13 protein-coding genes and 1 pseudogene are annotated in these 15,084 nt (G+C 35.6%); 9 read left to right on the top strand and 5 right to left on the bottom strand.

The genetic code is table 11. The annotated features are described in order from the left end of the window. Window positions 1–16 precede the first annotated feature (16 nt). A pseudogene (locus tag A3SG_RS21320) lies at window positions 17–160 on the bottom strand (NAD-dependent epimerase); the annotation flags it as partial. A 192-nt stretch (window positions 161–352) separates the two neighbouring features. Here A3SG_RS21320 and A3SG_RS0114310 point away from each other — a divergent pair. The 4 genes from A3SG_RS0114310 (at window position 353) to A3SG_RS0114295 (ending at window position 3,306) form a co-directional block, all read left to right on the top strand. Beyond that, window positions 353–1,786 carry a hypothetical protein gene (locus A3SG_RS0114310; RefSeq protein WP_016990695.1) on the top strand — a complete coding sequence of 478 codons (1,434 nt, stop codon included), beginning with the start codon at window positions 353–355 and terminating at the stop codon, window positions 1,784–1,786. Then, complete coding sequence (locus tag A3SG_RS0114305; protein ID WP_016990694.1) at window positions 1,774–2,244, top strand: hypothetical protein; 471 nt, start codon at window positions 1,774–1,776, stop codon at window positions 2,242–2,244. Before A3SG_RS0114310 ends, A3SG_RS0114305 begins: the two co-directional genes overlap by 13 nt. Before the next feature lie 385 nt (window positions 2,245–2,629). Further along, window positions 2,630–2,860, top strand: a complete 231-nt coding sequence (locus A3SG_RS0114300; protein ID WP_157485485.1) for a hypothetical protein — start codon at window positions 2,630–2,632, stop codon at window positions 2,858–2,860. Between the two features lie 2 nt (window positions 2,861–2,862). Beyond that, complete coding sequence (locus tag A3SG_RS0114295; protein ID WP_157485483.1) at window positions 2,863–3,306, top strand: hypothetical protein; 444 nt, start codon at window positions 2,863–2,865, stop codon at window positions 3,304–3,306. Window positions 3,307–3,472: 166 nt separating this feature from the next. Here the strand turns inward: A3SG_RS0114295 and A3SG_RS0114290 are convergent, their stop codons facing one another. After that, a complete protein-coding gene (locus tag A3SG_RS0114290) occupies window positions 3,473–4,411 on the bottom strand; it encodes an L-threonine 3-dehydrogenase (RefSeq protein WP_016990691.1) in 939 nt (312 codons plus the stop codon). Between the two features lie 409 nt (window positions 4,412–4,820). Between A3SG_RS0114290 and A3SG_RS19990 the strand changes: the two genes are divergently transcribed. Together A3SG_RS19990 and mfd are read left to right on the top strand one after the other, a co-directional pair. Beyond that, window positions 4,821–5,375, top strand: coding sequence for a DUF3450 domain-containing protein (locus A3SG_RS19990; RefSeq protein WP_232226385.1), 555 nt, complete (start codon window positions 4,821–4,823; stop codon window positions 5,373–5,375). Beyond that, on the top strand, window positions 5,368–8,742 hold the full coding sequence (gene mfd / locus A3SG_RS0114280) for a transcription-repair coupling factor (protein WP_016990690.1): 3,375 nt from the start codon (window positions 5,368–5,370) through the stop codon (window positions 8,740–8,742). Before A3SG_RS19990 ends, mfd begins: the two co-directional genes overlap by 8 nt. A 58-nt stretch (window positions 8,743–8,800) precedes the next feature. Here mfd and A3SG_RS0114275 read toward each other — a convergent pair whose 3' ends face one another. From A3SG_RS0114275 to A3SG_RS19985, 3 genes are all read right to left on the bottom strand, one after another. Further along, a complete protein-coding gene (locus A3SG_RS0114275) occupies window positions 8,801–9,457 on the bottom strand; it encodes an aspartate kinase 2 (RefSeq protein ID WP_016990689.1) in 657 nt (218 codons plus the stop codon). Between the two features lie 85 nt (window positions 9,458–9,542). Continuing rightward, window positions 9,543–9,902 carry a YraN family protein gene (locus A3SG_RS0114270; RefSeq protein WP_016990688.1) on the bottom strand — a complete coding sequence of 120 codons (360 nt, stop codon included), beginning with the start codon at window positions 9,900–9,902 and terminating at the stop codon, window positions 9,543–9,545. A gap of 168 nt (window positions 9,903–10,070) precedes the next feature. After that, window positions 10,071–11,006, bottom strand: coding sequence for an LD-carboxypeptidase (locus tag A3SG_RS19985; protein WP_016990687.1), 936 nt, complete (start codon window positions 11,004–11,006; stop codon window positions 10,071–10,073). A 271-nt stretch (window positions 11,007–11,277) separates the two neighbouring features. Here A3SG_RS19985 and A3SG_RS0114260 point away from each other — a divergent pair, with 271 nt between their 5' ends. The 3 genes from A3SG_RS0114260 (at window position 11,278) to A3SG_RS0114250 (ending at window position 14,947) form a co-directional block, all read left to right on the top strand. Beyond that, on the top strand, window positions 11,278–12,381 hold the full coding sequence (locus A3SG_RS0114260; RefSeq protein ID WP_016990686.1) for an endonuclease: 1,104 nt from the start codon (window positions 11,278–11,280) through the stop codon (window positions 12,379–12,381). 177 nt (window positions 12,382–12,558) lie between these two features. Further along, a complete protein-coding gene (locus tag A3SG_RS0114255; protein WP_016990685.1) occupies window positions 12,559–13,098 on the top strand; it encodes a 3-hydroxyanthranilate 3,4-dioxygenase in 540 nt (179 codons plus the stop codon). 295 nt (window positions 13,099–13,393) lie between these two features. Then, window positions 13,394–14,947 carry an aldehyde dehydrogenase family protein gene (locus A3SG_RS0114250; RefSeq protein ID WP_016990684.1) on the top strand — a complete coding sequence of 518 codons (1,554 nt, stop codon included), beginning with the start codon at window positions 13,394–13,396 and terminating at the stop codon, window positions 14,945–14,947. The last annotated feature ends 137 nt before the right edge of the window (window positions 14,948–15,084 follow it).

Raw genomic sequence — 15,084 nt, 5'->3', positions numbered from 1 at the left:
GTTCTTTATTTCTGGATTATTTTAAATGGGCTAACATATCCACCGTCATGGTTTTTAAATCATATTTATGTTTCCATCCCCAGTCAGCTCTGGCATTGCTATCATCAATACTCGCAGGCCAGCTGTCAGCAATCTTTTGACGAAAGTCTGGTTTTTTAGTAGTAATAATATTGGTAAGTTTTACATTAAAATTCATAAAAAGTAACGGTAACACAGTTTGTGATTTGTGTTTTTGATGTGCTTTTCTTATATTAGCAAAAGCTACACAAATAAAACAGCTTTCTTTTAACCAAATAATTATGATGAAAAAACGACTTACCCCCCCCATTACTTAGGAATTTTCTTGGTTCTTTTGTTTTGTTCCTGTACTAATGATGACTCAAAAGAAATTGAACTAACAGAAAGACAACAACTGCAAAACAAATTTTCTTTAGCAAATTTTGATGATGATTTTATTAAAAATAATCTTGTTGTTGATTGGAATGATTTTGTTTTAAATATAAATAAGGATACAATTTCTGATACTAAAGTTTATGAATTCAACACCTCTTTTAAAGTGAGCAACTCGCTTGCTAGCGGGAAATTGAAATTAGCCGTTAAATATAAACTCTTAGCATCTAGAAACGATACTGATCCTTGGAAATTTGAGATAGTAAAGTTCCTTTCCAGTGATTCAGATCCAATCGATCGTATTAGTTCTTCCTCCCATTCTTCATTTTCAGGTACTCTTTATCACTACAGCCTTAATGGAGAAAACACCAAAATGATTGCCTATAAAAAAGGGAAGATAGTTAGTGAATTTTCTAATAAAGAAAAGTTAGCGAGTAGCATAACGGCTAGAGTGCCAGCCATTGGTGGAGATGATGGCGGTGGTTTTTGGATGTTCACCAGAACACGAAATTATATCGACTGGTATCAGACCAGTAATTACAGCAGTCAATGGTTTTATACTCACTCGACTTATAATTATACTTCATCTGAATATGTATGGGTAAGCACAGGAGGCAGCAGCAATGCAGATTATCATAACCATTATGACTATCCGCATGGTACTTCTATAGGCACAAATAATCATCCCAAAGAGATAATCATTGATCCTTCTTTCATAAATAATCCTTGTTTAAAAGGCGTATATGATAAACTAGAAGCGTCTTCAACTTTTAAAAATCAATTAAACAAATTTGATGTTGATTTTAAAGGTGCTAATTTGAGACTAAGCGTTGGGGTTGACCCTGCTTACCCTCCTTCAACAACTGCAATAACTTATGAACCTGTGGATTATTTAATTAATATTATGTTTAATCCAGATCAATTGAAAAGACCAGAGTTAGATATTGCGAGAACGTTTTTCCACGAATTACTACATGCTGAAATGTATAGAAAATTATTATCTCTTGCTAAACAGGGCAACATTCCTTGGTCTGCTGATTTTATAACTAGTATAAAAAATGATTATCCTGGACTTACTGATTATTATACAAGATATGAATATAATGTCGCTGCGGGACAACAACCCACAAATACGCAACACGAGTTGATGGCACAACATTCTAGAGACGTAATAGTTAAAGTTTTGCAACAATATGATAATAATCAGCATTCAATAGAGTTTTATGATGCGTTAGCTTGGAGTGGATTAATGGGAAAGGGGGGCAATTTTGATAGTGTTACTTTGTTACCACCATTTCCAACCGTTGCTTGGAAAAATTTGACTCAAACTCAGCGCAAAAAAATTGTGGATATAATTATTAATTTTCAAAATTCAAATCCGCCATGTCAACAATAACAAAAAAAACAATAACAATTCTTTGTTTGGGGTGCTTTTATTTCTTGTTTTCACAAGAAATGAAGAAACAAGAATATACAACAGTTTTGATTGATTTTAAAGATAATTCTTTAGCACATTACTGTATTAATAAATCAATGACAAAAGCTGAATTTAGTTTTTACCTTAAGGGATATGAAACTAAGCATGCGAGAGAGGAAGGAGTGAGAAAATCTAAAAATGGTCTTGCGACTAGTCTAGGTATTCCTATATTTATTTTTACCCTTTATAGTTCTACTATTTTTTCTCCTAAACCAGAAAAACCTGAGAAATTAAAAACTTTAGAAGGAATAAACTATATAACACTAAAAGAATTTCAAAGTAATAATTATCAATGTACTAGTAGTGTTTATATAATTCATAAATTAAAAGACGGCACTTATTTAAAATGGAAAACATACTATTTATCTGAAGAATAAAAATAGTGGTTATATAAAGACTCTACTGTAAGCTCTGCTCTCCGAAGTGTTCCTTTATAGCACAGATACTACGCAAATGTCTCCTGAATTATGTCCCCGGTGGCGCTCGTTTGTCTTCACTTTCTGGTGCTTGCCTGCGGCGAGTATCTACTTAAATCGAAAAGACAGAACGTAGCGTTTGTAACGCGGATAATTAAAACAAAGTAACGTGTAAAAGTGTTGTTTTTTCAAACTTGGAATGTAAATAAAAATCAGTAGTTAGGTAAATATTGAACCATTGTGGTAAATGAGTCGCGTTATAAACGCTATATTTAGTGCTAAAAAGTAAGTAGGTACTCGTTGCAAACGAGCACCAGAGGGGTGGAAGCCTACTTGGAATCACGAAATGATGGCAAACCATTATAGATCTACAATTGCAGACATCATTCAAAAATTTGATAACAACAGATTATCTCGACCTACCTATGAAGCTATATCTTGGGTTGGCTTAGGGGTCTTAGATAAAGATAAAGGACTCACAACAATCGCTTGGGATAACTTAACTCTTGAGCAAAAAACAGGGATAAATAATTTAATAAGGGATAATTTTTATAATGGCTCTTCAAATTGTAATTAATTATGAGAAAAATATTTTGTGTTTTGATATTTTGTGCATCATGTACCATGTTTGCTCAGTCAAAAGTAATCGATTTTGAAAAATTTTATAGCGGTGATAATAATTACAAAAAACCCATTAAATATGTGCTTTTTGATAAATCTATAGGGAATACTAAAAAAGAAATTGATAATAGAATCTATTTTTACATGGGTGGAGAAACTTTTATTTATGATTCTAAATTAAATAAAATTGAGACCTGTGCTTTTGATCATTTGAAAAAATATAAACTAGAAAACCCAAAGGTTTTGACTGATAATGAGTATTTATATTTCAAAAAAAGGGTAACTGAATTTCAAAAAGAAACTAAACCAAAATTACAAATACCGAATTCGATGCCTGTATCTAGCAGACATAAATATTTTAAAATATTTGTACTAGAAAAAACTAATAAAAAACTCTTTTAAAATATGAAGTAGATTGGATATATTCGACATTTTAAAAACTCCAGCTCTCTGCGGTTTTACTATACGCTAAATTTGCTAAGTGAAATATTAATTCACATCATTTTAAAACCAAATAAAGTCTTAGTTTTTCAAGCTAGTACTTTTTTTATGTTCTTATTTTTCAGGATTATTTCAAATGGGCTAACATATCCACCGTCATGGTTTTTAAATCATATTGATGTTTCCAGTTCCAGTCTGTTCTGGCAAAATCATCATCAATACTCGCAGGCCAGCTGTCAGCAATTTTTTGACGAAAGTCGGGTTCATAAGTAATCGTAAATTCAGGAATGTGTTTTTTGATCTCCGCTGCGATTTCTGTTGGCGTGAAACTCATTGCAGCCAGGTTATAAGAAGAACGTATTTTAATTTGTTCTGCTGGCGCTTGCATAATCTGGATTGTTGCAGCAATAGCATCTTCCATATACATCATTGGCATTTTAGTTTCTGAAGACAAGAAACACTCGTAAGTTTTATCAGAAAGTGCTTTGTGAAAAATATCCACTGCATAATCTGTAGTTCCACCGCCAGGAGGCGAAGAGTAACTGATTAATCCAGGATAACGGATGCTTCTTACATCTACACCAAAGATATTATGGTAGTATTCACACCATCTTTCACCAGATTGCTTGCTGATTCCGTATACAGTGGAAGGTTCCATGATGGTATATTGGGGTGTATTTTCTTTTGGCGTTGTAGGACCAAATACTGCAATACTTGATGGCCAGAATATTTTTTTTATTTTCTTGGCTTTGGCCAAATTCAATACGTGAAATAAAGAATTCATATTTAAATCCCAGGCAAAAGCTGGATTTTTCTCCGCTGTTGCCGAGAGTAATGCCGCCATCAAATAGATTTCGTCGATTTTATGAACTTCCACAAGATGCTCAATCTGATTGAAATCCAATGCGTTTATTACTTCAAAAGGACCTGAATTAACAACATCATTATTGAGTTTTCGAATATCGGAAGCGATTACATTGTCAGTTCCGTAGATTTTTCTTAGAGAATGGGTTAACTCGGTGCCTATTTGTCCACAGGCGCCTATAATTAATATTTTTGTACTCATATTTACTGATTTTTGAATCGCAAAGGTAACGTTTTCGTAAATATTTTCGCAGTGTTAGCATAGGATTATAAATCCGAAGTAAAAAGGTTTTAAATTCTACTTTTCGAGTCGTTCTTTTGTTGTTTTAGGTAGTATACCAAACTATTTTATATTTTAGTTCAAAACAGTGTAAATATAGTGTGTGGTATCTTATAGGAATTTGCGTTTTCAAATCTGTAATTATAAATTTACTTTGTAACTTTGTGCTTCCTTACAATAACAATAATAAAGAGCGTATAAGTATTTCGGTAACTAAAAGAAAGAATAATCGTAAATCACATTTTACCCAATAAAATATAAGATAGCTTATCTATGAAATATAAAATAATACCCTTTCTTTTTCTGATTATTTGTCTTTCCTCCTGTAAAGATGATAACCAAAAAAGGATTACTGAAAACGAAAAAGACGCCAAAAAAAAGGAGGTCATTTTGTCAAACAATAAAAAAAGGTTGGGTTTTTTATGACACCCCGATAAACACCACCGCAGAAGAAAGTGTGGCCACTTGGACTGAGCTTCGTCTGTTTTTGACTGAACTGGCTCAAAAACCGAGAGGGACTATCGGAGCATTTCAACAAAAAGCAACCGCTATCTCTAAAAAAGTAATGGCATTGAATGAGAATTTGCCTATTCAATTTGATAAACCACAAATTAAAAGTAGAATATCAACACTAATCACTAAAGTACGATTGCTAGACCTGTACATACATCTGGATGTTATTTCAGATAAAAAGGTTGTTCATTTGATTGCTGAAATCAACAATGAGCTGGCTTCATTGCAGCGACAGATGGATAAAATTGTTGAAAAAAGTAAAATTCCCGTGGAAGAAGGGGAATCTGAATTAATGAAAATGATGGATGCTGCCAGAGCCATTCCAGATAGTAGTCCTACAATGATCGATCCAAATACCCCAAGAGTTGAGTAAAGCTGCCCTATATAATATCTTTGATAATTCCCCTAAAGTTCAACAAATTATTGACCGTTTACAGGGAAATAATCAAACTAAATTACATCTTGATGGCTTGCTGGGATCAGCATTGTCTTTTGTAATACGTGCGCTATTTAAAAAAGCAGACGCTCCGTTCCTGATTGTTTTAAACAATAAAGAGGAAGCGGCTTATTATTTGAATGATCTAGAGCAAATGATTGGTGATAAGGATGTCCTGTTTTACCCAGGCTCTTATCGCCGTCCGTACCAAATTGAAGATACGGATAACGCCAATGTTTTGCTTCGTGCCGAAGTGCTTAACAGAATCAATTCTCGCAAAAAACCGGCAATAATCGTGACCTATCCCGAAGCACTATTTGAAAAAGTAGTGACCCGTAGAGATTTGGAAAAAAACACCTTAAAAGTGTCTGTGGGAGATAAAGTATCGATTGATTTTATCAACGAGATTTTATTCGAATATGAATTCAAAAGAGTTGATTTTATTACAGAACCGGGAGAATTTTCTGTACGTGGTGGTATTGTTGATGTATTTTCTTTTTCGAATGATAACCCATACCGAATTGAGTTCTTTGGGGATGAGGTAGAGAGTATCCGTAGTTTTGATGTAGCGACGCAATTGTCATTAGAGAAGCAAAAGAAAATCACGATAATCCCAAACGTGGAAAACAAAGTCTTTCAGGAAAATAGAGAAAGTTTTTTAGACTATATTTCAGAGAAAACGCTGCTGTTTATCCAAAATTCAGAAGATTTATTTTCGCAATTGGACAAGCAGTTCGACCGCGCAGAAGAAGCTTTTGAAAAGTTGTCAAAGGATATCAAACATGCCACGCCGGATCAATTGTTTCTAAACCAAAAAACTTTCATAAAAAGAGCTTTAGATTTTTCGATAGTAGAGTTGAGTGCTAAGCCAATTTTTAAAATCGCCAGTAAATTTGAATTCCACATTCAGCCACAACCCTCATTCAACAAGCAATTTGATCTTTTGCTGAACAATTTGAGTGAAAACCAGTTTAACGGCTATAAAAACTATTTGTTTTGTTCTAATGAGGCGCAGGCCAAACGGTTTCATGATATTTTTGAAAGTTTAGACGAAACAAATGCCGAGAATGTCCGGAAACAATACAATACTATTGTTTTGCCTTTGTATCAAGGTTTTATTGACGAAGAAAACCAAATCACCTGCTATACGGATCATCAGATTTTTGAACGCTACCATAAATTCAATATTAAAAATAGCTATTCAAAGAAACAAAATATCACCTTAAAAGAATTGACAACCTTGTCCGTTGGGGATTATGTAACACACATCGATCACGGAATAGGACGCTTTGGAGGTTTACAAAAAATACAGGTCGAGAATAAGACCCAGGAAGCTATAAAGCTGGTTTATGCTGATAATGATATTGTGTACGTGAGTATTCATTCGCTACACAAGATCTCAAAATATACAGGTAAAGACGGAACACCGCCTAAAATTTATAAATTAGGTTCCAATGCTTGGAAAGTTTTAAAACAAAAAACAAAAGCAAGAGTAAAAAACATTGCCTTCAATTTAATTCAGCTGTACGCCAAAAGACGACTGGATAAAGGGTTTCAGTTTGCGCCGGATAGTTATTTGCAAAATGAATTAGAAAGCTCTTTTATTTATGAGGATACACCGGATCAAACTAAATCAACGCAGGAAGTAAAAGCCGATATGGAAAGCGATCGCCCAATGGATCGATTGGTCTGCGGTGATGTCGGTTTTGGTAAAACGGAGGTAGCCATTCGGGCTGCTTTTAAAGCTGTGGATAACGGCAAGCAGGTAGCTATCCTGGTTCCTACAACTATTTTAGCCTATCAACATTACCGTACTTTCACAGAGCGATTAAAAGACATGCCAGTTACCATTGGGTATTTAAACCGCTTTAGAACTGCCAAACAAAAAGCAGAAACTATAAAAGATTTAGCAGAGGGAAGGCTAGATATCGTTATTGGAACCCATCAATTGGTCAACAAAAATGTAGTTTTTAAAGACCTAGGTTTGTTAATTGTTGATGAAGAACAGAAGTTTGGGGTGAATGTTAAAGACAAATTAAAAACGATTGCCGCTAATGTCGATACGCTCACATTGACCGCCACGCCAATACCAAGAACCTTGCAGTTTTCCTTAATGGCAGCGCGCGATTTATCGATTATTACGACTCCGCCACCCAATCGTTATCCTATTGACACCAATGTAGTTGGTTTTAGCGAAGAACTGATTCGAGATGCGATTTCCTATGAGGTTCAACGAAATGGGCAAGTGTTTTTCATCAATAATAGAATCGAAAACATAAAAGAAGTCGCTGGAATGATTCAGCGTTTGGTGCCCAATGCCAGAGTTGGAATTGGTCACGGACAAATGGAAGGGAAAAAACTCGAAGAGTTAATGCTGGCTTTCATGAACGGAGAATTTGATGTTTTGGTAGCTACTACCATTATCGAAAGCGGCTTAGATGTTCCTAATGCCAATACGATTTTCATTAATAATGCTAATAATTTTGGTTTGTCTGATTTGCATCAGATGCGAGGTCGTGTAGGAAGAAGCAATAAGAAGGCTTTTTGTTATTTTATCTGCCCGCCGTATTCAGCAATGACAGATGATGCCAGAAAGAGAATTCAGGCCTTGGAACAATTTAGTGATTTAGGGAGCGGTTTTAATATCGCTATGAAAGATTTGGAGATTCGCGGTGCCGGAGATCTATTGGGAGGCGAGCAAAGTGGTTTTATCAACGAAATAGGTTTCGACACCTATCAGAAAATCATGAATGAAGCCATTGAAGAACTGAAAGAAAATGAGTTCAAGGACTTGTATCCTATAGAGAATAATTTAGAAACGAAGGAGTACGTAAAAGACCTACAAATCGAAACTGATTTTGAGTTGTTGTTCTCAGATGAGTACATCAATAACATCAGCGAGCGATTGAGTTTGTATAGCGAATTAGGGACTATAAAAAATGAAGAAGAGTTACAGCTCTTCCAGACAAAACTAGTTGATCGTTTTGGGCCTATGCCGCCAAGAGCGATTGCTTTAATGAATAGTATTCGTATAAAATGGGTTGCTACTCAAGTAGGAATCGAGAAATTAGTGCTGAAGCAAGGCAAAATGATTGGTTATTTTGTATCGGATCAACAATCTGATTATTACCAGTCGAAGCGCTTTAAATCAGTGATGGATTTTGTTCAAAAACAAAGTTCAATCTGTAAGATTAAAGAAAAAGAAACGAAGACGGGCTTGAAATTGCTATTGACTTTTGACAATGTAAAATCGACGAGAAGAGCTTTGGAGTTGATGAAATTACTGGGAGGTAATGAAGTATAAAAAAAGGGTCCACCTTTTAAAAGAAGGAAGTTTCATCGATAAATTCTAATTCTTTCTTTTAGTTCTTTAAATCCTTGATCACTTTAAAAGCAATATCTACTTGTTCTTCACTTACTAAAATAGTAAATTCATTAGAAGTCGAGATGACTTCATTGATGATGATTCCTTCCCAGGCCAAACGCTGAAAGATGAAATAATAAATACCGGGAACAACAATATTTTCTTTAGGTAATTTAACAGTGATCGATGCTAAGTTATCTAGTTTTTGAATCAATTTTTCACTGACAAAATGCTTTTCAACCAAGTGATTCACACTATTGCTCACTACAAGATTGATTTCATTTACCCCTCTAGACGAGGTGTAAAACACATCAGGTAAAGCATTGATGTCCGATATTAGTTCTGCTTGTTTGTTAAGGACTGTTTCAGAAACAGAGAACGTATAATCAGTCAAAGCAGATCGTACGGTGATCTCACCTATGTTTTTTATTACTTTATTGATTTTGTGGTTTAATCTAAAATCCAGTTCTTCTGTTAGTCTCTTCAATGACATTACCACCGCTCCTTGCTTTACTTCTTTACCAAACTCACTTTCTAATTCTGACATTATATTTCGAGATAATGACGTCAGGTTAATAATTCCAAGAGATAGTGCGTTTAGTAAAAAAGGCTTTGTTTTGATGTAATTTTCAACAATTGAAGAAACAGTTTTCATAATCTAATATTTTTTATGTGTTAAAACACAGTGCAAATATAAATAAAAAACATTTTGTTATAAATACAACATCAAAAAAATTTACTTAAAAATGATAAAAGGCATCGATAAGGTGTTCCATAACAAAAGATTTGCCTTCCTTATGGATGGCTATGATGTCAAAACGGACTTCGACCTCTAGATCTTTGGCATTGACATAGGCGTCAACCGCTTTTACGAGTAGCTGAATTTTTTTGGGTTTTACAAAATCCTGTGGTAAACCAAATTCTAATGAGGATCGGGTTTTTACTTCAACAATAGCAAGGATATTTTCTTTTTGGGCAATGATATCAATTTCTGCCTTTTGAAAAGTCCAATTAGTCTCTAAAATAGTATAGCCGCCTTTCCGAAGAAATTCAACAGCCATTTCTTCTCCCAACTTCCCTAATTCATTGTGTTCTGCCATTTCTTTAGTTTACAGTATTCGGTTTACAGTTTTTACACTCCCACAATCATTTTAGTAGCTAGTAACCCTAATCTACGTTCAATAAATAAAAATAGCATTCAGTTTATGATATTAGACCACAACACATTAGAATAAAATATAAATCCGTGTGGTATAACACACGCACATCTAGTCTTCCTCCCTCGTAGGGGCGGGGTGAGGGTTACTTCCATCAAACGCTAAAACAGTCTTTTCAGCGCTAACGTTAAGGTGAACAGTACTTCCCATAACCAGTGCTCTGTTGTCGCGAATGTGTCCTGCTGGAAAATTGTAAACCATCGGAATATTATATTTCTTAGTGACATCTTCTACGATTTGTAGTGCGTTTTTCCCCCAGGGAATATCATTATCTCTCATTTTATACATGGAGCCCACAACAATTCCTTTTACACTTTCAAGGCAGCCATTGCGTTTTAAATTCATCATCATGCGATCGATATGATACAGATATTCATCTAAATCCTCTATAAATAAGATTTTGTCTGTACAGTCAATAGCTGAATTAGAACCTAACAAACTGTATAAGATTGATAAATTGCCACCTACTAACTCGCCAGAAGCGGTCCCAAACTTGTTCATAACGTCAGGGGCAATTTCGTAACGCAGGGGCTTACCAAACAAGGCCATTTTCAGACTCTCAACTGCCTCCTTTGTAGCTCTGGGATAAGTGATGGGCATAATTCCATGAATGGTTTTATATCCCATCGTATTTAAATGATTGTGCAAAACGGTAATGTCGCTAAAACCGACAATCCATTTTGGGTTTTGTTTAAACTTGGTAAAATCTAGTAAATCAATGATTCGAACCGTACCATAACCCCCTTTTACACACCATATCGCTTTAATATTGGGGTTGTCTAATTGTTGCTGAAAATCGGCTGCTCTTTGCGCATCAGTTCCAGCCAGCTGATTATTATCTAGCCCAATCGTTTTGCCGATGACCACTTCGAGTCCCCAGCTGTGTAATAAATCTATAGCTGGTTGTAAGTTGTTATCAATATTTTTTCTGGCTGTTGCCAAAATTGCAATGGTATCTCCTTTTTGTAAAATGGGCGGTGTTGTCATTGGTGTATGGGCTTGGCTGTTGAATGATTGTAATACAAAAAATAAAAGTAAGACTTTGTAAAAACTAAAACTACTGTTTATTGAGCAAAATCGGGTAGTGTGCATATTTTTGTTTTTCGGGGAGATTTAAAATAATGGAAGTCAGATAAATTGATTGGAAATCAAAGATACTGAATTTCAAAAATAATTGGGGCTTTGTTCTAAAAATGAAGTATTTTTACTTCAAAAGTTACTGGCTTTGAGGGTTATAATTAATTTTTACAAATCATATATGAGAATTGCACGATTGATTTTAGTATTGTTTTTTATTGTACCAGTAGTAAATGGATTTGGACAGCAAAAAAAATATGCGATTCATACCGTCGCATTCTATAATTTTGAAAATCTTTTTGATACCATAAATGATCCCGCTACAAACGATGATGAATGGACGCCAAAAGGAGCGCAACATTGGACTTCTAAAAAGTACAATCAAAAACTGCAGAACCTTTCCCGGGTTTTACTCGAAATAGGCTCTGCAGAAAACACAAATTCCCCTACATTCATAGGATGTTCTGAAATTGAGAATAGAGGCGTTCTGGAAGATCTAATCAAAGAGTCAAAAATGGCGAATAAAGAGTATGGAATAATCCATTTTGACTCTCCGGACAAGAGAGGAATCGATGTGGCTTTATTGTATCAAAAACAATATTTCCGACCAACAACTTATACCAATATTCCGTTAATCGTGTACCGTAAAGAAGCAGTAAAAAAAGTCGATTCTAAAGTCGAAGAAAAAACGGATGACACTTTACAAATAAGCAATTACAATAACCGTGTCTTTACCAGAGACCAGCTTTTAGTAACAGGTTTTCTGGATGGGGAAGAAATTAATATTATAGTCAATCATTGGCCCTCACGTTCGGGCGGGGAGAAAAAATCAAGTCCTTTTAGAGAAGCAGCAGGGGCATTAAATAGAAAAATAATAGACTCGTTGCAGCGAATCAATCCAAAGGCAAAAGTGTTAACCATGGGAGACTTAAATGACGGGCCTTACAATAGAAGTGTAAAAGTTGCCCTTGGCGCCAAAGCCAAGAAAGCAGATGTGCTTCCATTCGGGATTTATAATCCCTTTGAGGAAATGGCTAAAAGAGGTTTGGGAACCATAGCGTACCGCGATTCATGGGATATCTTTGACCAAATCATGGTTTCTCAATCGCTGATTCAGCAAGATTTTTCTTCTTTCAACTATTGGAAAGCAGGAATATACAATAAGTCTTTTTTGATACAAACTTCCGGTCAGTATAAAGGATACCCAAAACGACATTCACCAACTGAAGAAGGTTTCAGTGATCATTTCCCAGTTTATATTTATTTGATAAAGGAGGTAAAGTAGAAATGTAAGTTGGGGGCATCTTACAGCTTGACAACGAATTATAGCGGTGCAGTTTTTGTTCTGACTGCCAATAGATACTACATTGTTTGACCACAGCAATAGTTTATGACCTTATACACTTTACTGCTTGAGACTTTTTAGTAACTTAGCGCAACATTAATTTAACACTCGAATAAAATGGCAATTTCAAAACCTTTCAACCTTACTAAATGGATTGATGAAAATCGTCAATTGCTTAAGCCACCCGTTGGGAACAAAAATTTATACGCTGATTCCGGTGATTATATTGTAATGGCGGTTGCGGGTCCTAATGCCCGAAAAGATTTTCATTATAACGAAACGGAAGAATTGTTTTATCAACTGGAGGGCTCTATAACAATCATTACTCAAGAAGATGGACAGCGCAATGTGTTAGAGCTTCATGCTGGCGATATGTATCTGCACCCTGCAAAAGTACCTCATTCCCCATCGCGTTCAGAGGGTTCGATAGGTTTGGTTATTGAACGAAAAAGAGCAGGGCAAGGCTATACCGATGGCTTGCTATGGTTTTGTGAGAACTGCAATCATAAATTACATGAAGTGTATTTTGAGCTAAACGATATTGAAAAAGATTTTTTGCCTCATTTTAAAAGTTTTTACGAGTCACTGGAAGCAAGGACTTGTGATAAGTGTGGAATAGTTATGGAAAAAGACCCAAGATTTGTGGCTAAAGAGTAACCAGTGTGAACAGGCACTTTTACGATTTGGAGCTACTTCCTGCTGTCCGTTATATCCATGCCGTTATTACTTCGTTCCGTGCAATAACGGCATGAGATGCCACTTCCATCAGGGCTGTGAAATTAAGGACATAAATCTATATTTTTTTAAGAAAGAAGAAAGGCATAAAAGGAGCACAGCTTAAAAGGGAACACCTTATGCTGCGGGATATTTTATAACATGACTTTTGTATAAGACATTCTTAAATAATACCTTTACAAAAAATAATATAACAATTTATAACAAATAAGTTACAATGATAACAATAGCAAATCAATTCGGAATGAAAGAGGCTTTGGCACAATTGGGCATAAAAGACGTAAATGAAGGAACATCAACAGGGTTAAATCATTTTTCAAATGGAGAAATTCTTGAAAGTTATTCTCCTGTAGATGGACAATTGATAGCGAAAGTTAAAACTTCTACAGCGGCAGATTATGAAAAAGTAATGGAATCGGCTACCGAAGCTTTCAAAACATTCAGATTGATGCCAGCACCGCAACGTGGTGAAATCGTGCGCCAGTTTGGAGAGAAATTACGGGAAAACAAAGAGGCTTTAGGTAAACTGGTTTCTTATGAAATGGGGAAATCATTACAAGAAGGATATGGTGAAGTTCAGGAAATGATCGACATCTGTGATTTTGCAGTGGGCCTTTCTCGTCAATTACACGGATTAACAATGCACTCTGAGCGTCCGCAACATAGAATGTATGAGCAGTATCACTCCTTGGGTGTTGTTGGAATTATCTCGGCATTTAACTTTCCGGTAGCTGTTTGGGCTTGGAATACCGCTTTAGCTTGGATAGCCGGTGATGTATGCGTTTGGAAACCATCAGAAAAAGTACCGTTGTGCGGAATTGCCTGTCAAAACATAATTGCTGAGGTAATCAAAGAAAATAACCTTCCAGAAGGAATTTCTTGTTTGATCAACGGAGACTATAAAGTGGGTGAAATGATGACTAATGACAAACGTGTACCGTTAATTTCTGCAACAGGTTCTATCCGTATGGGGAAAATCGTTGCGCAAACTGTAGCAGGTCGTTTGGGAAGGTCATTATTGGAATTAGGTGGAAACAATGCCATCATCGTTACACCGGATGCAGATATTAAAATGACCGTTATTGGTGCTGTTTTTGGAGCTGTGGGAACTGCAGGGCAAAGATGTACTTCAACACGTCGTTTAATCATTCATGAAAGTATTTACAATCAAGTTAAAGATGCGGTTGTGGCAGCTTACAAGCAGTTAAGCATAGGTAATCCATTAGACGAAAACAATCACGTTGGACCGCTAATCGATACGGATGCAGTCGCAATGTACAATAGTGCGTTGACTAGAGTAGTAGAAGAAGGTGGGAAAATCCTTGTTGAAGGCGGTGTGCTTTCAGGAGAAGGATACGAAAGTGGATGTTATGTGAAACCTGCAATTGCAGAAGCGGAAAATTCATTTAAAATCGTACAACACGAAACTTTTGCTCCAGTATTGTATCTTTTGAAATATTCGGGGACTGTAGAAAATGCGCTTGAACTTCAAAACGGAGTCGCTCAAGGATTATCATCTGCAATCATGACTAACAATTTAAGAGAAGCAGAGCATTTCTTATCAGTTGCAGGGTCAGATTGTGGTATTGCCAATGTAAATATCGGAACTTCCGGTGCTGAAATTGGTGGTGCTTTTGGTGGTGAAAAAGAAACTGGTGGTGGACGTGAGTCGGGTTCAGATGCATGGAAAGTATATATGCGTCGTCAAACGAACACGATTAATTATGGAACCTCTCTGCCATTGGCACAAGGAATCAAATTTGATTTGTAGTACTTAAAACACATAAACTAAAAAGGGCAATTTGAAATTTTTAAATTGCCTTTTTTTATTCTAAAAATGAAACGATTCTTTGCTATACCAAACCAATTTATATTTTATGCTAACGTGTTGTGGCATAATGACTATGT

Source organism: Flavobacterium sp. ACAM 123, assembly GCF_000264055.1.
In the GTDB taxonomy this organism is placed as follows: domain Bacteria; phylum Bacteroidota; class Bacteroidia; order Flavobacteriales; family Flavobacteriaceae; genus Flavobacterium.
This window is presented reverse-complemented; position numbering and strand designations above follow the sequence as displayed.